20 protein-coding genes and 1 other annotated feature are annotated in these 19,536 nt (G+C 34.5%); of the genes, 18 read left to right on the top strand and 2 right to left on the bottom strand.

Translation table 11 applies throughout. The annotated features are described in order from the left end of the window. Positions 1-67 precede the first annotated feature (67 nt). On the top strand, positions 68-505 hold the full coding sequence (locus K5Q34_RS02255; protein ID WP_228381815.1) for a glycoside hydrolase family 73 protein: 438 nt from the start codon (positions 68-70) through the stop codon (positions 503-505). A 59-nt stretch (positions 506-564) separates the two neighbouring features. Here the strand turns inward: K5Q34_RS02255 and K5Q34_RS02250 are convergent, their stop codons facing one another. Then, positions 565-3,114: an LTA synthase family protein gene (locus K5Q34_RS02250; protein WP_221864431.1), complete on the bottom strand. Its 2,550-nt coding sequence runs from the start codon at positions 3,112-3,114 to the stop codon at positions 565-567. 217 nt (positions 3,115-3,331) lie between these two features. Here K5Q34_RS02250 and cps2T point away from each other — a divergent pair, with 217 nt between their 5' ends. The 12 genes from cps2T (at position 3,332) to K5Q34_RS02190 (ending at position 16,681) form a co-directional block, all read left to right on the top strand. After that, positions 3,332-4,480 (top strand): beta 1-4 rhamnosyltransferase Cps2T, encoded by a 1,149-nt coding sequence (cps2T, locus tag K5Q34_RS02245; RefSeq protein ID WP_221864430.1) that lies wholly within the window; start codon positions 3,332-3,334, stop codon positions 4,478-4,480. Then, complete coding sequence (locus tag K5Q34_RS02240; protein ID WP_024401403.1) at positions 4,477-5,406, top strand: glycosyltransferase family 2 protein; 930 nt, start codon at positions 4,477-4,479, stop codon at positions 5,404-5,406. Before cps2T ends, K5Q34_RS02240 begins: the two co-directional genes overlap by 4 nt. A gap of 2 nt (positions 5,407-5,408) precedes the next feature. Next, the gene (locus tag K5Q34_RS02235; protein WP_024407385.1) at positions 5,409-6,215 is read left to right on the top strand and encodes an ABC transporter permease; all 807 of its coding nucleotides are present in this window, start codon (positions 5,409-5,411) and stop codon (positions 6,213-6,215) included. After that, complete coding sequence (locus tag K5Q34_RS02230) at positions 6,215-7,429, top strand: ABC transporter ATP-binding protein (protein WP_029743422.1); 1,215 nt, start codon at positions 6,215-6,217, stop codon at positions 7,427-7,429. The genes K5Q34_RS02235 and K5Q34_RS02230 overlap by 1 nt, the downstream gene beginning before the upstream one ends. Before the next feature lie 12 nt (positions 7,430-7,441). Next, positions 7,442-9,178 carry a glycosyltransferase family 4 protein gene (locus tag K5Q34_RS02225; protein WP_029743421.1) on the top strand — a complete coding sequence of 579 codons (1,737 nt, stop codon included), beginning with the start codon at positions 7,442-7,444 and terminating at the stop codon, positions 9,176-9,178. Further along, positions 9,175-10,935: a rhamnan synthesis F family protein gene (locus K5Q34_RS02220; RefSeq protein ID WP_172114651.1), complete on the top strand. Its 1,761-nt coding sequence runs from the start codon at positions 9,175-9,177 to the stop codon at positions 10,933-10,935. The genes K5Q34_RS02225 and K5Q34_RS02220 overlap by 4 nt, the downstream gene beginning before the upstream one ends. 94 nt (positions 10,936-11,029) lie before the next feature. Then, positions 11,030-11,725: a glycosyltransferase family 2 protein gene (locus K5Q34_RS02215; protein WP_015646676.1), complete on the top strand. Its 696-nt coding sequence runs from the start codon at positions 11,030-11,032 to the stop codon at positions 11,723-11,725. Position 11,726: 1 nt separating this feature from the next. Next, the gene (locus K5Q34_RS02210; protein WP_015646677.1) at positions 11,727-12,062 is read left to right on the top strand and encodes a DUF2304 domain-containing protein; all 336 of its coding nucleotides are present in this window, start codon (positions 11,727-11,729) and stop codon (positions 12,060-12,062) included. Then, positions 12,055-13,338: a lipopolysaccharide biosynthesis protein gene (locus tag K5Q34_RS02205; protein ID WP_238138400.1), complete on the top strand. Its 1,284-nt coding sequence runs from the start codon at positions 12,055-12,057 to the stop codon at positions 13,336-13,338. The genes K5Q34_RS02210 and K5Q34_RS02205 overlap by 8 nt, the downstream gene beginning before the upstream one ends. Then, positions 13,331-14,470, top strand: coding sequence for a glycosyltransferase (locus K5Q34_RS02200; protein ID WP_105133848.1), 1,140 nt, complete (start codon positions 13,331-13,333; stop codon positions 14,468-14,470). Before K5Q34_RS02205 ends, K5Q34_RS02200 begins: the two co-directional genes overlap by 8 nt. Before the next feature lie 10 nt (positions 14,471-14,480). Then, complete coding sequence (locus K5Q34_RS02195) at positions 14,481-15,983, top strand: DUF2142 domain-containing protein (protein ID WP_024407379.1); 1,503 nt, start codon at positions 14,481-14,483, stop codon at positions 15,981-15,983. Positions 15,984-16,192: 209 nt separating this feature from the next. After that, positions 16,193-16,681, top strand: coding sequence for an EbsA family protein (locus K5Q34_RS02190; RefSeq protein ID WP_014637746.1), 489 nt, complete (start codon positions 16,193-16,195; stop codon positions 16,679-16,681). Here the strand turns inward: K5Q34_RS02190 and K5Q34_RS02185 are convergent. After that, positions 16,670-16,864: a ferredoxin gene (locus K5Q34_RS02185; RefSeq protein WP_014637747.1), complete on the bottom strand. Its 195-nt coding sequence runs from the start codon at positions 16,862-16,864 to the stop codon at positions 16,670-16,672. The two genes, K5Q34_RS02190 and K5Q34_RS02185, sit on opposite strands and share 12 nt — an antisense overlap. A 50-nt stretch (positions 16,865-16,914) precedes the next feature. Here K5Q34_RS02185 and K5Q34_RS02180 point away from each other — a divergent pair, with 50 nt between their 5' ends. The 5 genes from K5Q34_RS02180 to rplT all read left to right on the top strand — a co-directional run bounded on the left by K5Q34_RS02180 (position 16,915) and on the right by rplT (position 19,412). Then, positions 16,915-17,397, top strand: coding sequence for an SAG1386/EF1546 family surface-associated protein (locus K5Q34_RS02180; protein WP_015646683.1), 483 nt, complete (start codon positions 16,915-16,917; stop codon positions 17,395-17,397). 9 nt (positions 17,398-17,406) lie between these two features. Next, a complete protein-coding gene (gene cmk / locus K5Q34_RS02175) occupies positions 17,407-18,084 on the top strand; it encodes a (d)CMP kinase (protein ID WP_014637749.1) in 678 nt (225 codons plus the stop codon). A 26-nt stretch (positions 18,085-18,110) separates the two neighbouring features. Then, positions 18,111-18,239 (top strand) — a sequence feature (ribosomal protein L20 leader region). A 40-nt stretch (positions 18,240-18,279) separates the two neighbouring features. Further along, entirely contained in the window at positions 18,280-18,786 is a 507-nt protein-coding gene (gene infC, locus K5Q34_RS02170; RefSeq protein WP_002940606.1) for a translation initiation factor IF-3, read from the top strand. A gap of 26 nt (positions 18,787-18,812) precedes the next feature. Beyond that, complete coding sequence (gene rpmI, locus K5Q34_RS02165; protein WP_012027223.1) at positions 18,813-19,013, top strand: 50S ribosomal protein L35; 201 nt, start codon at positions 18,813-18,815, stop codon at positions 19,011-19,013. Between the two features lie 39 nt (positions 19,014-19,052). Next, positions 19,053-19,412: a 50S ribosomal protein L20 gene (rplT, locus tag K5Q34_RS02160; protein ID WP_105145801.1), complete on the top strand. Its 360-nt coding sequence runs from the start codon at positions 19,053-19,055 to the stop codon at positions 19,410-19,412. Positions 19,413-19,536 lie beyond the last annotated feature (124 nt).

The raw sequence follows: 19,536 nt of genomic DNA, 5'->3' as shown, positions 1-19,536 counted from the left end.
AATTGCAGGTACAGGTATTGAAACAGGAAGACTTTCTAATGATCAGAAAAGTTTCATAGCTAATCTAGTGCCTGCAATTGAGCAAAATTCAAAAGCGAACTCTATTCTTTCTAGCGTCATGTTATCTCAAGCCATCCTAGAAAGTGCATGGGGAACGTCATACTTGGCGACTCATGGGAATAATCTTTTTGGCATCAAAGCGAATGCTGCATGGACGGGGGATACAATTGAAATCATTACCAATGAATACCGTGATGGTGAGAAGAAGCAAGAAAAGCACTTGTTTAGAAAATATAATTCATGGAATGAAAGTGTAGCAGACTATGCTAAGTTCTTTACCTCTACTCCGTGGAGAATAAAAAATTACCAGAGTTTTAGGGAGGCAACTGATTATCAACAAGCTATTCTTGCGTTAAGACAATCAGGATATGCTACTGATCCGAAATATGGTGAAAAATTACGATCAATTATCGAGAATTACAAGCTTTATCTTTTAGATAATTAAGTTTTTTGGATGATTGATGATAAAATAGCCTTGCTCAAAAACGAGCAAGGCTATTTTTATCACTCATATAGATCTGTTAGAGGTCGTTTATCAACGGCACTATTGTATTCTAGTTGTAAGTAGGTTTGGTAAAGTGATAGGCTTGACATGTCTTCAATTTGTTGACCGCTATTATCGATGTTTCCCCAACTAGTAATGATAGGTGCTTCGATTTGCATATCGCTCAAAAATTGTTGGTAAGGCGATCGAGGAAGGGCATAGTCGGATTCGGATAAAATATCCATCAAATATGGAACGAGATAATTTGGGCTAATAGTTGTAGATTCACGTTCCTTAATATCAAAATTAGACCAAATCACAAAAGGGGTAGAATATTTAGCAGCAGGATTATTTTCATCCATAAACTGCGCGTAAAATTCTTGACTCAAACTAGGTTGGTGATCGCCGTACATGACGATGACCGTAGGCTCTTTGTAAGTGCTAAAGAAAGTAATTAAATCAGCAAATGCTTCGTCCGTCTTCTTCATGCTGGTCAAAAATTCTGTTTCAGCTAAGTATTCAGATGTTGAACCATTAATGCTGACTTCACGAGGGTAAGTTTCTTCTGTGCTTAGATATCCGCCGTGACCTTGCATGGTGACGACAAAACTGAATAGAGGACGGTTTCCTTTTTGTTTGTAGAGTTCCTTTATTCCATTAAATAGAAATTGATCAGATGGCCAACTTCGATCGGTTGTAAAATCAGCTAAAGTTTGAATTGTAGGAACAGAATCAGAGAAATAGCTTTGCTCAAATCCTAATAGAGGATAAACGATCTTTCTATTATAATTGATACCAGTTTGCGGATGTAACGCAACAGTCTCGTAATTTTTATCTTTTAGATAGGATGCAAAACTTGGTCGTTCTTGCATGATAATCTGTTGATAAGGGAATAGATTAGAAGATAATAGACTAATAGCATTGCTTGTTAGAACTTCATACTCTGTATTGGCTGTCCCACCTCCAAATACAGAAACATTTAATGTACCGTGAACAGCATTATCTGTTAAAGCATGTTGGTTTGAGAGTGGATCAGGCTCCATACTTAATCCCTGTAAGTTTGAAAAATCACTCTGTGATTCATTCTGTATAAAGATAATATTAGGTCGGATTGTCTGTTTTTCTGTTTCAGGAGAGTACTTCTCAAGAATTTCATTAAGTTTGGGAACTGAGTATCCATCAGGTTTAGTGATTTTACTATCTTCATAGAAAGAGGCAAGCGAGAGTGGGAGCCCTGACTCGCCATAGGTTGCATACATACGCCAGCGGTTTAAGGGAATATCAGCATTTTCTACGATTTTTTGACTGATAAAGGGAAATAGTAAAACCAAAGAGAGCCCAGCTACTATTCGAATAAACTTTTTGAAGAATGCTGTATCATATCTATCGTTGCACCTTACAGTCGCAGATAATTTTGGAAACCTGGTATAAGGAACGAAAGTATAAACAATAATAGAAAGCATTGTGATGGTTATGCTTTGTAACATTTTATTGTTTAATTGTAATGCAACATTGGACGCTACATTTAAGCCATCTTCAATTTGAAATAAATTATAGTATAGAAGTGGTGTTCCCCTGCTATCAATCATGACTTTATTCACTAATCCAATAAGTAATGACAGAAGTAATAAGGCGAGAGTAGCTCGACGAATATTGAAAAATAAAGAAAGTATTATATAAACAAGCCAAATAATTAATAGATTATTCAGTATAACCTGATTAGACAGAGGTGAAAACTGTGAATATGTATTTTCTATTATAAATAAGGAAAGATATGGGACAGCACAAAAAACTATAATAGAAATAAATTTATTGATTTTTTTCCACAGTTTATTTAATAATCTATTGAAACTTGCAATGCAAACAACAGTCAGAAGAGAGAACAAGTGGACTAGTTTTACAAGGTTAATTTCGTTGAAACTTGAATTAAATAAAATCAGTTGGTCACTATAGAATAGAGAAAAAGATAGAGAGATTATGGTGTGCTCTACGAGTAGCAGTATAAGTAGGATAGCAATTTTCTTTCGATTAAGCTTCCAAGTCATTCCTTTTATAATAAGAATTAAAATGCCTATTCCAAAAAAGATTAGATGTAGGTACCAAATAAAATTATCTTTGGTCATCTTTATTCCTTGAGATAGGGGAATAAATGCTATGTTTCTATGCCCATTTCCTTTAGAAGTATCAATAGTTTCAAATAAGCGGTTGTTAACAAAAATCTCAATTTTATTCCTGTCTGATGTGACATTGTATTCGAATGCTAGTGATTGTATGCTTTTTTGAGGAGAGATGGTAATTGTATCTCCCAACGAACGGGATATATAAAATTCGGTTAAAACATCGACATCTGCTACATACCAGTCATTTTCCCCAAAATTATCACTTGAAACATATTTACCATTGATTTGTATTCCTTCTAAATACAGTTGTGGACCACCAGCAACTATCTTTACTTGATTAATTTTTGAAGATGCGCTCAACTCGTTCTTGATTAAATGGGTATAGTGGATGAAAGAAACACACATCAAGAAAGATAATAGCCAATGGACAATTAGTTTTAAAAATTTCATATTTTACTCAAATTTCTAATTAATTTAGTATGTTTGTATAAAAGCCAGTACATATTATATCAAATTTTTCTTATTAACTCAAAATTTGTTTTTATCTATACTGTGAAGTTAGAAGTGTAGAAAAAGAAAAGGCTTTATAGCCAAACTAGGATAGAATTAGGAAAAAAAACTAAAAAATGGTATAATGAAAAGAACTGCAATTTGATGGAGAGGATTCATGAAACACGTTTTTATTATCGGTAGTCGTGGACTGCCAGCAAAATATGGTGGCTTTGAGACCTTTGTCCAACAATTGGTCAGTCACCAGCAATCTGAGAAGATTCATTACCATGTGGCGTGCTTGTCTGATACAAGTCATCACCAACATTCGACCTACTTGGGTGCAGATTGCTTCACCATTAATCCACCAAAACTTGGACCGGCTCGTGTGATTGCTTATGATATGATGGCGATTGCTTATGCCCTTAAAATCATTAAGGAACAGCAGATAGAGCGACCAATTTTCTATATCTTGGGAAATACCATAGGTGGCTTCATAGCACCTTTTGCGAAAAAGATTCACTCTATTGGAGGTACCTTGTTTGTCAATCCAGATGGTTTGGAATGGAAACGGGCCAAGTGGGCTAAGCCAGTCCAGAGGTATCTAAAATTTTCTGAAAAAATGATGGTCAAATATGCTGATTTGATTATTGCTGATAATGAGGGAATTGAGGATTATATTCAATCTGAATACTTAGCTACCAATACACGCTTTATTGCCTATGGTACAGATTTAAATCCGACTAAGTTAACAAAAGAATCTGAACAAGTTCGCCAATATTTTACAAATTGGGACATTAAAGAGAAAGAATTTTATCTGATTATCGGTCGTTTTGTACCTGAGAATAACTATGTGACAGCAATTAGGGAGTTTATGGCAAGCAACACGAGACGTGATTTAGTCATCGTTGCAAACCATGAAGGCTCTGCCTATTTTCAAAAATTGAAAGACGAGACAGGCTTTATATCCGATAAGAGGATTAAGTTCGTAGGAACAGTATATGACCAAGAACTACTTAAATATCTGCGCCAAGAATGTCGAGCTTATATTCATGGACATGAAGTTGGAGGAACCAATCCTAGTCTCCTAGAAGCGCTGGCGCAAACCAATGAAAATTTGATTTTAGGTGTTGATTTTAACCGCAAAGTTGCCCTAGAAGGTGCTCGGTATTGGAGTAAGGAGTCAGGTAGCCTGAGTCAATTAATTAACCAAATTGATGAGAATGCTGAAGCGGTGGAATTAGGAGAAATTGCGAAAAAACACATGAAGGATGAATACACCTGGGAAAAAATCGTCCAAGAGTACGAGGAATTATTTTTACAATGAAAGTAAACATACTCATGTCGACCTACAATGGTCAACAGTTCTTAGCTGAGCAAATTCGCTCTATCCAAGAACAGACTTACACAGACTGGACACTATTTATTCGTGATGATGGTTCCAGTGATCGAACTAGAGAGCTTATTAAAGATTTTGTTGAACAAGATCAGCGAATTCATTTCATAGATGTTGAGACAGATGAAAATCTCGGTGTCATCAAAAGTTTTCATAGGCTAGTTCATTATGATACTGCTGATTTCTATTTTTTCAGTGACCAAGATGATGTTTGGCTACCAAATAAACTGGAAGTTAGCCTGAAAAAAGCACAAGCCTATCCAACAAATTTGCCATTGATGGTTTATATGGACCTCAAAGTTGTCAATCAAAATCTAGAGGTTATGGCAGAAAGCATGGTAAAATCTCAATCTCATCATGCCAATACGGAATTGGTGCAAGAGTTGACTGAGAACACTGTGACTGGCGGTGTCGCCATGATTAATCATCATCTTGCTGAAATGTGGCAAGTAACTGAGGATATTTTGATGCATGATTGGTATCTGGCCCTGCTTGCGTCAGCCTTTGGAAATTTGGTATTTATTGATCAACCAGGGGAACTGTACCGCCAGCATTCTGATAATGTTTTAGGAGCTCGAACTCTCTCAAAACGCTTTAAAAAATGGATTCGCCCTCATATTTTATTTGCTGTCTATTGGGATTTGATAAAAAATAGTCAAAAACAAGCCCGACACTTACTACAAATGCCTCTATCTCAGTCAAATAGAGAATTAATTGAAGCATTTGTAACCATTATGGATAAACCAATGCTTGAACGATTCAGGATTTTAAGAAAATATGGATTGAGGAAAAATAAGGCTTTCCATACATTGGTATTTACAACACTCATTATTACAAAATTTGCTTATAAGGAATAGTTATGAACTTATTGAATAGAGAAAACCAGATTCTTTTGAAAGAAATGGTAAAAACTGATTTTAAACTGCGTTATCAAGGTTCTTTGATTGGACACCTGTGGTCAATATTAAAACCATTGTTACTTTTTACAATTATGTATTTAGTCTTTGTACGTTTTTTGCGTTTTGATGATGGAACTCCACATTATGCAGTAAGCTTACTGCTTGGTATGGTTACTTGGAACTTTTTTACTGAAGCAACCAACATGGGAATGATGTCCATTGTTTCTCGTGGAGATTTGTTGCGTAAATTGAATTTTTCGAAAGAAATTATTGTCTTTTCTTCAGTTGCAGGAGCTGCAATTAATTACGCCATTAACTTAATGGTTGTATTTGTATTTGCTGCTATTAACGGGGTTCCCTTTACTTGGTCCGTTTTAGTTATAATCCCATTGTTTTTTGAATTGGCATTACTAGCAACAGGTATAGCTTTCATTCTATCTTCTTTATTTGTAAGATTTAGAGATATTGGTCCAATTTGGGAAGTGTTCTTACAGGCTGGATTGTATGCGACACCAATTATTTATTCATTGACATTTATTTTACAGCGTGGGCAAGTAACATTTGCTAAATTGATGATGTTGAACCCTGTTGCACAAATTATTCAAGACCTGAGACATTTTATTATTTATTCGGGTAGTATGACAATAAGAGATTTGATTCAAAATCCGCTAATTGTTGCGATTCCATACGTACTACCTATTATTATTTTTATTCTTGGGTATATCATTTTTAAAAAGAACTCGAAGAGATTTGCGGAGATTTTATAATGACAAATAAAAAAATAGCAGTAAAGGTAGAACATGTAAGTAAATTTTTTAGATTACCTACGGAGAGTACGCAAAGTTTACGAACGACTTTGGTAAATCGCTTCAAAGGTATTAAGGGTTACAAGGAACAACATGTTTTACAGGATATTAATTTTGAAGTAGAAGAAGGGGATTTTTTTGGAATTGTTGGGCGTAATGGTTCTGGAAAATCAACACTTTTGAAAATAATTTCACAAATCTATGTTCCGGAAAATGGGAAAGTAATTGTAAATGGTAAGCTTGTATCTTTTATTGAATTGGGTGTGGGATTCAACCCAGAGTTAACAGGTCGTGAGAATGTATACTTGAACGGTGCAATGCTTGGTTTTACGACGGAAGAAATTGATGCAATGTATGATGATATTGTTGAATTTGCGGAATTGAGTGAATTCATGAATCAAAAGCTGAAAAATTATTCTAGTGGTATGCAGGTACGTTTAGCCTTTTCAGTTGCCATTAAAGCTCAAGGAGATATTCTGATACTTGATGAGGTTCTAGCAGTCGGTGATGAGGCCTTTCAGCGTAAATGTAATGATTACTTCCTAGAGCGTAAAAAAAGTGGAAAAACAACCATTCTTGTCACCCATGATATGGGAGCTGTGAAAAAGTATTGTAATAAGGCTGTTTTGATTGAACATGGTGTAGTTAAAGCGATTGGCAATCCATTCGATGTAGCCAATCAATACAGTGTGGATAATATACAAATACAGCAAGTTATAGCAGATTCTAGCGAGCCTATTTCGGATAGTCAAACAAAAGTAATTGATAATTTTACGGCACATTTAGTGGGAGAAGATAGATATAGTAATGAGGATGAAATAACGATAGAATTTACTTATGAAGTATTGAGAGATGATTTATCAACGTATATCGCCTTCTCATTTGTAGATTTGTCAACAGGTTTAGGGTTGTACAATGACAACTCTTGGGATTATTTACAAAAGGGAGTTGGCAAAAAGCGATTAAGGTATACCTTTAAGTTACCATATTTTAATCATGTGAAATTGAGATTAATGGCGACATTAAGAGATGAAAAAAATAATGATTTAGGTATATTGAATATTCCTAATCCTCCCATTTTTTCTATAGATAAAAAAATTAATTTAGATGATTTTTCAGAAACGGACTCAGCAACCGGTTTACTTATAAGACAGGGAAGTTGGATAGAACAGTAGGATTAAGAAATTATGAGAATATTATTTATTTCTCCAGTAGGTGCTCTATTTAGTGGTGCAGAAGTGTCCATCTTGAATTTAATGGAGTATTTATCAAAAAATGGTCACCATATATATAACGTAATTCCTGATAATGAAACCAATGCCGATTCTACTTACCTAAGTCGGATGCAAGTTGCAAATATTAAGTATTATTCTATGCGTTCTTTATGTTGGTGGTGGCTAGAATCTAAAAATATTCCTGAAGCAGATAGAACGGCGGCACTATTATATCAGCATAAAAATATAGCAGACATTAGACAGATTATTAGAGAAGAAGCAATTGACTTGGTTATCTCTAATACAGTCCATGTTTTTCAGGGTGCAATCGCTGCAGCGCTAGAAAACTGTAGACACTATTATTTAATTCATGAATTTCCAAAAGGAGAATTCGAATATTATAAAGAAAAAATACCTGTAATTAATTTATTATCCGATAAAATTTTTGCAGTACATGGGGGACTTTATGAAGAATTATCAAATTATTTCTCATCAGATAAATTAAGCTCATTTATTCCTTATTCCCAAGTAGATGAGCAGAAGCTAAAAACAGGCAGAAGAACTCGGATAGTTTCAATTGGAGGTATATCGGAGTGGAAAAATCAACTGGAGTTGATAAAGGCTTTTGCTAAGCTACAATCGACTGACTTGGAGTTGGTATTTATTGGAGGATGGGATAATGAGTACAAAGCTATCTGTGATTGCTATATCAGTGAGAACTCAATCAGAAATGTTCAGTTTTTAGGTTATCAAGAAAATCCTTGGAGTTTTGTTACAGATAGGGACATTGTAGTATTCCCTTCAAAATTTGAAGCATTTCCGTTGGTATTGGTAGAAGCAATTTTGAATGGTGTCCCATATATCGCTTCAGACAATCTTGGGTATCATACAGTAGGTAAATTCTTTGAAACTGAAAATTTCTATAGCCTAGGAGAAGTTGAAGACTTAGTAGAAAAATTAAAAAATACTTTAGAAAACTACGAACATTGTAAAGATGAAGCGTTACTGCTAAGTGCTGTAGCTCAACGGAAGTATACTATTTTCGAGGCCTCTAAGAATATCATAGACAGTATTAATGGTGATTTTTTTCCATTAAAAACTAAAAAGTTACAAGGAATTTCTAGTCTGCTTGGTGTATCAATTGCTGAGGATATGCTTAGGTATATTGAACAGCAGAAAATTACTGTGTATTACTCCAATGAGAAAAATGAGTTTTCTGTTGCAGATTCATTTGTTCTACCACTTTTAAATGAAGGTGAATTTACAATTAATACTGGCATAGCAAAGAAGATTCGAGTAGATTTATCAGAGTCTTTTGGCAGTTTTGAATACACAAGTTTCAAAACAGTTGATGATGCTATTGAATTAACTCCTATATTTGTTAGTGGAATAGAGCTGAACGGCGGAAATGTATTTGCAGAAGAGGATCCGCAGCTTATTTATGATGTTAGCGAACTTAGTGACCGAAAATTAGTATTTAGATACAAGAGAAAAGATGTGAGTGCTACACCTAAGCAACTCTGTGAACTATTAAATGAGGAAATTATAATCAACAAAAGTAAGGAAATGGAGTTGGAGCAACTCCAAGAGAATTTTAAACAGTTGGAGCTGGCATATGAGCAACTATCTAATGATTATCACATGGTAATTGGTTCACGACGTTGGACAATCCCAACTAAGATTATTAACTTTTTTAGGAGAAAAAAATGAGTCGTTTGCTTATTTATGTACATTACAATAAATATGATGCTATTAGTGATCATGTAATGTATCAGTTAAAAGAAATGAATCCGCTTTTTTCAAAAGTAATTTTTATTTCGAATAGTCAATTATCAGAAAAATATGTAAGTGTTCTTTTTTCAAAGGATTTGATACAAGAATTTATTCAACGTGAGAACATCGGTTATGATTTTGCGGCGTGGAAAGCTGGATTAGAATTAGAAGGGCAAGATAACCTGGAAAAATATGATTCGGTAACCGTTATGAATGATACTTGTTTTGGGCCTCTATGGGACATTGTAGGGTATTATGAGAAATATGAAAATGATCCTGAAATTGATTTTTGGGGTATGACAAATCATGCAGAAGTCAAAGGACATAATTTATATATACCTGAGCATTTGCAATCTTATTTCATTTCCTTCAAAAAAAGATTAGCAACCTCAAATGTTTTTCGGAAATTTTGGGAATCTGTTGTTGCCCATACTGATGTACAGAAAGTAATTGACGAGTATGAAACTCAGTATACAAAGATATTCATGAAAGCAGGTTTTACTTATACAGCAGTCCTAGATACTGTTCCGATTCATCAAGATTATTTCCATAGGAATTTCACGATTCACTACCCACAAGTATTATTGGATTATAAGGTTCCCTTTATAAAAATAAAAACATTCGACTTGTCACAACATCTATCACCGTATACTCTTAAAACAATCGAAGAAAAATCAAGCTATCCTATAGATTTGATTGATTCTCATATGACCAGTGTTTCAATTCCTACTCCTGCCTATTTATTGGATAGAAAAGTCATCGAACCCTCAAATAAAATAGCTTCTATTGACAAAAAAGTAGCAGTTCATTTACACACGTTCTATGTAGACTTACTACCAGAATTTTTAAATACTTTTAAAGAATCGTTTACATTTAAATATGACTTGTTTTTGACAACCGACTCCGAAGAGAAGCGGGAAGAAATACAGGAAGTTGTTGATGCATTTGGAATGCAAGCAGAGATTGTTGTGACCGGTAAAAAAGGTCGCGATGTTGTGCCAATGTTCAAATTAAAAAATTATTTAAGTCAGTATGATTTGGTTGGACACTTTCATACAAAAAAATCCCCTGAATATCCATATTGGGTAGGTGATTCGTGGAGAAATGAATTATTTGACATGCTGATTAAACCTGCTAATGGTATTTTATCTGATCTGTCCAACAACGAGGGGATTGGATTAGTTATTGCTGATATCCCAAGTTTTTTCCGATATACTAAGATTGTAGATCCATGGAATGAAAATCGTTTTTCAGATGATATGAATCGTCTTTGGGAAAGAATGAACCTTGGACGAGAGATTGATTTTACGAAGATGAATACCTTTATTATGAGTTATGGTACTTTTATCTGGTTTAAATATGATGCTTTAAAACCATTGTTTGATTTGAATATATCAGACGAAGAAATTCCGGATGAGCCACTTCCTCAACATACGATTCTTCACTCCATTGAACGTATTTTGATGTATATTGCATGGGCTAAGGGTTATGACTATCGGATATCAAGGGCACAGTTTTATATTACTCCATTTGTTGATAACAAAGTATTAAATATTCGCCCAGACACATTACCTAATACATATATTAATTTTGATAATATTGGTGGAATCACTGGTGCATTAAAATATATTTATCGAGGCCCGGGAAGTGCAATTAAGTACATAATAAGACGAATACTGAATCCCAAAAAATGATTGGTAGTAGGGCTATCAGATAGCGGGGAGATTGATAAAAATTCTATATGAATCATCTTTTATAGATACAGTACATATTTGGAGGAGAATAGGGTTGAAAAAATCTGATTTGCTTATAATAATACCTGCCTATAATGAAGAAGAATCTATTGGCGCTGTTGTTGATAATATCATAAATAATTACAGCCAGTATGATTATGTAGTCATTAATGACGGTTCCAGAGATAGAACATCCATGATTTGCCATAATAAAGGATATAATATAGTTGATTTACCAGTAAATCTTGGATTAGCAGGTGCATTTCAAACAGGACTTCTATATGCCTATGAAAAGGGATATAAAAAAGCTGTTCAGTTTGATGCAGACGGTCAACATCTGCCAGAATATATTTCTGTTTTGGATGCTAAAATTGACGAAGGATATGAAATGGTGATTGGATCTCGCTTTGTTTCAGAAAAGCGTCCAGTATCTTTGAGGATGCTAGGAAATATATTGATTAGTGCCGCGATACGACTAACAACAGGTAAAACAATTAATGATCCAACTTCAGGGATGCGAATGTTTTCAGAAAAGCTGATTAAAGAATTTGCATTGAATATTAATTATGGACCAGAACCAGATACGGTTTCTTATTTAATAAGACAAGGTGTTAAAGTTGTTGAGGCACAGGTGTATATGCAGGATAGACAGGCAGGAGAGAGTTATCTTACGCTCTCTAGGTCTATTCAGTATATGATGCATATGTTTGCTTCTATACTCATAATTCAAAACTTTAGAAAGAGAGGGTAGTATGAGTTTATTATTTCAAGTGGTACTAATTTTTGTCTCTCTTTTCACTTGTGCATTTATTTTGCGAGCAATTCGTAAATCACAAGTTCAGATTGATGATTCCTTATTTTGGATTTTCTTTTCATTAATCTTATTAGTATTCAGCATTTTTCCAATTTTTGCTGAAGCAATTTCAAAAATTCTGGGAATTGCCTCTGCGGTTAATTTTATATTTTTATTTATTATTTTCTTATTGTTAATAAATCAATTTTATTTAACTATTCGTATTTCTAAGTTGGATACGAAATTAAAAAGCTTAATACAGAAAATAGCAATTAAGGAAAATGATAGTGAGTAGCATCAATAAAAACGTTAGTAGAAATAAAATTTATTTTTGGAATTTACTTGGAAATGTATTTGCCTCAGGTGTATCAGTATTATATTTGATGGTTGTTTCCAGATTGCTGTCAGCAGATAGCGCTGACCAGTTTAGCTTAGCTTCTTCCATAGGAAGTCTATGGATTGTTATTGGATTGTTTCAAGTAAGGAACTTTCAAGGAACGGATGTCAATGGGAAGTATACCTTAAGAGATTATTTTCAAACTAGGGTAGTTACAATTGGATTGATGCTTGTAACAATCGTACCGTATTTATATATTATAGGCAATGGGGAATACTCTACGGAGTTAGTTACACTAACGATACTTTTTTTACTATATAGAACAGGTGATGCACTTTCGGATGTATTTCAAGGTTTCTTACAACAAATAGGTAGGCTAGACATTGCTGGTATGTTGATGACTTATCGCTATCTGATTAGTATTATTATTTTTTATGTGGCATTATCACTAACAAAGTCTATTAACTTTACAATAATTTGTCTAATTATCTTTACATTTTTTTATATAATATTGATAGAGGGATATTTTGTTAAACAGAATACTTATTTTGCTTGGCGGATGATTTTAGAAAAATGGAATTGGGTAGGAATAATTAATATTTTAAAAGCTTGTTTTCCCCTGTTTATAAATGGATATCTATTATTGAGTGTCCTAAACCAACCCAAAATTGTCATAGAAAAAGGAATGCAACTTGGTTTGCTAGAGACAGGTATTCAAAGGGATTTTAATATATTGTTCATGCCTGTTTTCTTTATGAGTATGTGCATCCTTGTAATTCGTCCACAAATTACAAATATGGCATACTTATGGGGAAAAAGAGATTATGCTCAATTTTCTTTATCGCTGAAAAAAATGTTTTTAGCACTAGGTGTCGTAGGAGGAGTCTCTGTTATAGCTTCTAATGTCATAGGGATACCAATTTTAAGCCTTGTTTTCGGTGTGGATTTATCGAAATATGTGTTTGAATTAACTATTCTAGTATTATCCGGTACATTATATTCCATAGCTATTGCAATCGAAAATGTATTGACAATTTTTAGAAAACATTCAACGTTAGTTATGACATATCTTTTTATATTTTTCCTTTCTTCAGTTATATATCAACCTTTAATTTTTAAATTTGGTATTATGGGAGCTTCAGTAGCGTTTACGATTGTTATGGGAGCATATACTTTAGGGGCTATTACAACATATTGGATAGTTATCAATCGAGAAAGAGGTAAAAATGTCTAAACGTATTATTTTTGTTACACACCATTTAGGTGGAATAGGTGGAGTGCAAAGGGTGGTTGATCAATTAGCGAAACGTTTTACATGTGATGGAAATGATGTTACTGTGATTGGATGCGGAGTACAAAAAGGTGTAAAACATAATCCCAAAAATCTCGAATATGAAGAGATACTGCTCTATAGTGAAGATATTTTTTTTGATAAGCCGTGGATGTTCTTTGTTGAAAAATTATTTTCTAAGAAATTGAATAATATCTTGGAAGATAAATTAAGTAAAAATAATGATGCTATTGTTATTTTAGCGAATCCCATTGTGTATTTACTGATGGATAATATTATAAGAAAATGGAGAGATAGCGCTACTTTTATAGGTCAGATGCATAGTTCAGCTGAATTTGTTCTAGATAGTCAAGGTCTATATTCAGTTTATCCATTTATTATCAAGCACTTTTATCCAAAGTTAGATAAAATACTATTTTTAACGCCAGAAGATTCTAGGATTATTCAAGATGCTTATACGATTGATTCAGCTAAAATGGGCGCAATTGGTAATCCATTATCCAATTATATTCATAAAAACGAGCAATTGGTTAATGTAAATAACAAGGTTATTTCATTTGTTGGGCGATTAGATCCTGTAAAACAAGTTGACCATGTGATTAGAGCATTTGCAAGAATAGCAGGGGAGTTTCCTGATATTCAGCTAAAAATATATGGTGATGGAAATGAAAGAGCTTCATTGGAATCCTTGATACAAATGTCGGGTGTTGAGAATCAGGTACACTTGATGGGTAGAACTGATAAAGTTGAAAAAGTTTATAAAGATTCCCTCTTCACATTGATGACTTCTAAAACGGAAGGATGGCCATTATCCCTAGTAGAATCTCTGTTAATGGGAGTTCCTGTTTTATCATATGCCTGCAGCCCAGGTGTCTCAATACTTCAATCTGCAACACCAGAAATGCTGGTATATGATGGAGAAGAAGAACTTGCTGAAAAGATGAGATATTATTTAACGAATTCATCCGAATTGGTAGATATCGCACGTAGGGGGCAAACATATTTAACAACCAATTTTTCAGAGGATAAAATTGTGGAAGATTGGTATATATTATTTGATAGCATAAAAAAATAAAGGAGATATGATGGATAGGTTTGTGGAGTATTTAAGATTTTATCACATTGCAGAAATACTAAAAAAAAGATATAAATATGTATTGTTTATTTGGCTATCAATAATTGTCCTCTATTTTATTTTAGATGGTGGGGTAGTGAATGCTCCGAAAAAATTATTAATTATTTCGGGGGTAGTATTTTCAGCTATTATGCTTTTTCCTGGTAAGTACCATAATCGGGTATTTATTTCGATTCTCCTATCGGGAAGTTTATTCGTTTACAATACGCCAATTATGGATACACCAGATGAGAATGTTCATTATGCAAGAGCTCTCTATCTTAGTGATGGACATCTCTACGTTCCTGAAAAGTTAGAACAGAGCAAAATTGCAGATGATATTATAGATGTTGAAGCTGTATTTAAACAACCACTTGTATTGACCGATTTAGAAGATGAAGAGGTTGCAGAAGAGAAAGTCACATATTCTGGGATTGTAAAAACAAATGGATATGCTTTTATTTCTTACTTGCCACAAGCAACAGGGATTTTGATTGCACGATTATTTAGATTAAGTATTTCGGCTTCAATCATCTTGGGACGTTTCCTCAATCTATTAGTTTACGCTTTATTGGTAAGGTTAGCTATAAAAAAAGCTGCCACGAATAAATACGTTTTGGGTACAGTAGCACTACTTCCTATGAGCGTTTATATTGCAGCATCATTTAACCAGGATGCTATGTCAAATGGACTGATATTCTTGATAATTGGCTTATTCTGTGAATTTGTAGAGAAAGAACAGATTACTGATATTGATTTATTTCTGTTTGCATTACTTAGCTTAGCACTTGCAACAATGAAATTCCCATATGTTTTAATAGTTGGGTTGCTACTATTTCTACCTATAAATAAATTAAATTTGAGAAAATATTTGGTGATTTTTATATCTATAGGTGTGACCCTTATTTTAGGGATAGTTTGGTTAAAAATAGCAAGTAGTATTAACTTACAATTAGTTGCCGAAAATCCAGAAATTAATCCGGCAAAAAAAATTGTCTATACCCTTCAAAATATTGGAGGATTTCTTCAGTTGGTTCTGAAAGAACTTTTCTATTTGGTACCAAATAAGCTACAAGGAGCTTTTACATTTGGATGGTTTACTTATGGGTTGGACCTGACATGGTTATATATAGCTTATCTGTCTTGTATCTTTATAATGTTACCTAGAAAAAAAATATTTAGTAATTGGAATAAAGTCGGAATAATTTTAGTAAGTCTAGCAATTACAATGGGTATCCTTTTAACTGCTTATTTGATGTGGAATCCAGTTACAGACATGTCTTTTGCAGGTGTACAAGGAAGGTACTTCATAGGTATTTTTGTATTATTAGGTCTGGTAAGTAATATTTTTTATGAGAGTAATAATAGAATTACGGTAGAAACCGAGAAAATTGAAAGTACCTTGCTATTGTGTGCTAATTTCTTTGTCTTAGCATTGATTATTAGAACTTTTATTGAATATTATCAATTTTGAAAATAGTAATGAAAATAAGAATTGGATTAGTGGCATCTCAATATTACATGTGTTCCCACCAATTCCTACTCAAAATATTTCAAAAGCGTTTCAGAAGTTTTACAAACCAACTAATATTGTCATGTAAATGTAATAAAAAATTTCAAAAGATAGAGGTTTTCATAGGAAAATCTCTTTTTTTGTGCTAGAATAATAGATGGAGGTCCGATATGATCAAAATTTTTGGTAAAATTCGTTACCATTGGCAACCGGATTTATCATGGGCCATTATTTACTGGTCACTTACCTTCACGCCTATTTTCATTGGTATGACACTTTTATTGGAAAAGTTGAGAGTGTCAAGATTATTTATCTTACTTCTCTCTCTCTTTGCTGTATTAGTAGTGCTTGGCTTACATCGCTATTTCGAGATAAAAGAAAAGCATTTACGGATTGCTTCGGCTAATCCTTTTGCAGTACAGAAAATTGAAATTGCTACCATAGAAAAAATTGAAGTTTCTTATCTAGCCATTCGCATATTTTCACAAGAATTTCCCAATGGACAGGTGTATCACATGCGCAAATGGCCGAAAAAATACTTTATTAACCATTTAGCTATTCATAATTGCTTCAAGGGTGAGATTGAATTGATAGACCATTTAATAAAACAGGATTATTTTGAAGAGTACTATACAAAAAAAGCCAAATCAATCCGCTGAAATGGCTTTTGTAGGACATGATTTGATGGCTTTGAGAATATCTGGATTGGGTTCAATCGTTTTCTCAAATTGTGAGTCGTCTGAAAAAACAACGATACCGTCGTCATCATAATCGAATATAGATGAATAGGTTTGACAGAGCCCGCAGGCAATGCACCGTTCAGGAATAAGTTTTATTTTCATATTAGTATTGTAATCATATTTTAATAAAAATACAAGGAGTTTTCTCGATAATGTCACAAGAGCCATGGAATGAAGAAGTTTATCAAACAGAAACAGTTAGTCGAAAAGAACGTTTAAACAAGGGAGTAGCAAGTACAACAGTATTTACAGTCTTGGCAATTATTTTCTTTGTTATCGTACTGATTATTGGTATCACTGCCATCTATTTGTCGGTTGGAGGAAGTAAAACAGATTCAACTAAAGAATTCTATAATCCAAGCTCCGCAGCAGTTGTAGCAGAAAGTTCAACTTCAGTTGCAGAAACACAGGAGTCTACTTCTACTGATGCGACAGAAACAGAAACAACGGAAACAAGTTCCAGTCTAGCAGAGGCTACGGATGGCTCTACCCTTACTGTTCAAGCAGGTGAAGGTGTTGGACAATTAGCCGCACGTGGCGGGATTTCAATTGCTGAGCTAGAGCGATTAAATCCAGAGAAAATGACAACAGGGTCTTGGCTTGCACACCCAGGTGATGTAGTTCGTATTAGGTAAAGAGGAGTTATGAAATCAATTCAAATTGCAATTGACGGTCCAGCTTCAAGTGGGAAGTCAACGGTTGCTAAAATTATTGCTAAAAATTTTGGATATACTTACTTAGATACAGGCGCTATGTATCGCTCGGCTACCTATCTAGCCTTGACAAACGGCATAGAGGTTACAGATCAAAATAGAATCGTGGCCTTGCTTGCTCAGTATCCTATTCGATTTGGGCGTGATGAAAATGGCCAACAATTAGTTTTTGTGGGTGATGAAGATGTTACTTTGCCAATTCGTGATAACCAAGTAACAAATAATGTGTCGGCAGTAGCAGCACTTCCTCTAGTACGGGAAGAATTGGTACGCCTGCAACAGGAAATTGCCCAGGCTGGTGGTATTGTCATGGATGGTCGCGATATTGGAACAGTTGTTTTACCACAGGCAGAACTCAAAATATTCCTTATTGCCTCTGTTGAAGAGCGGGCCCTTCGTCGATTTAAGGAAAATACGGAACGTGGCATTGAGACCGACTTGGAATCTCTAAAGCAGGAAATTGCGGCTCGTGACTATAAAGATTCTCATCGAGAAGTTTCTCCTTTAAAGGCGGCAGATGATGCCATTACCTTTGATACAACAGGAGTATCCATCGAAGGTGTAGTGAAATTTATTTCCGAAAAAGCGAAAGAAATTCTTGACAAGTAGTTTTAGACATGTTAGAATAGTCGTATTGAGAAAAGCAGAAGTGAGAGCTTCTCGCCTTGCGACTAACGTTGTCTGGCTCTACGGATTAAGATTTCTTCGGAAAGAATAATGGTGTAGTGCGGACTTGTTTAGCAAGTCCGTTTCGTTTTTCTCGAAAAATATAAAATGAGGTGAAAAGCCATAGCAAAGCAAGATTTGTTCATCAATGATGAAATTCGAGTGCGTGAAGTTCGTCTTATCGGTCTTGAGGGTGAACAGTTGGGAATCAAACCGCTCAATGAGGCTCAGGCCATTGCTGATAGCGCCAACGTGGATTTAGTATTGATTCAACCACAAGCTAAACCACCAGTAGCGAAAATTATGGACTACGGTAAGTTCAAATTTGAATATCAGAAGAAACAGAAAGAACAACGCAAAAAACAAAGTGTTGTCACTGTAAAAGAAGTGCGTCTAAGTCCAGTTATTGATAAAGGGGACTTCGAGACAAAACTTCGTCATGCCCGTAAATTCCTTGAAAAAGGAAATAAGGTTAAGGTTTCGATCCGTTTCAAGGGTCGTATGATTACCCACAAAGAAGTTGGAGCGAAAGTATTAGCTGAGTTCGCTGAAGCAACCCAAGATATTGCCATTATCGAACAACGCGCTAAGATGGATGGACGTCAAATGTTTATGCAATTGGCCCCAGCTTCAGATAAAAAATAAGCTTTTTAAGCAAAAGGAGAATTAACATGCCAAAACAAAAAACTCACCGCGCATCAGCTAAACGTTTCAAACGTACAGGTTCTGGTGGATTGAAACGCTTCCGCGCTTATACTTCACACCGTTTCCACGGTAAAACTAAAAAACAACGTCGTCACCTTCGTAAAGCAGGTATGGTACATGCTGGTGACTTCAAGCGTATCAAATCAATGCTTACAGGTTTGAAATAAGCCGACTACTAGAATTTAGATTATTTGGAGGAAAATTAAATGGCACGTGTTAAAGGTGGCGTTGTTTCTCGTAAACGCCGTAAACGTATTTTAAAATTAGCTAAAGGTTATTACGGAGCTAAACATCTCTTGTTCCGCACTGCGAAAGAACAAGTAATGAACTCTTACTACTATGCATACCGTGACCGCCGTCAGAAAAAACGTGATTTCCGTAAATTGTGGATCACTCGTATTAACGCGGCTGCTCGCATGAACGGTTTGTCATACTCACAATTGATGCACGGTTTGAAATTGGCTGAAATCGAAGTAAACCGCAAAATGCTTGCTGACTTGGCAGTAAACGATGCAGCAGCTTTCACAGCTCTTGCAGATGTTGCTAAAGCAAAACTTGCTAAATAAGTATATAAAATAAAGAGTTTGGTCTGTGTACCAAGCTCTTTATTTTGTTTTAATTTGCTCATGGCTTGCTAAATTTCAATATGAATGATATACTTAACTGGTAAATTAAAAAGGCGACAAATTT

Origin of the sequence: Streptococcus sp. 2018110 (assembly GCF_019754115.1) — a bacterium.
Taxonomy (GTDB): domain Bacteria; phylum Bacillota; class Bacilli; order Lactobacillales; family Streptococcaceae; genus Streptococcus; species Streptococcus hashimotonensis.
Note: the sequence above shows the minus strand (reverse complement) of the source record. Positions and strands in the feature narration are given on the sequence as shown.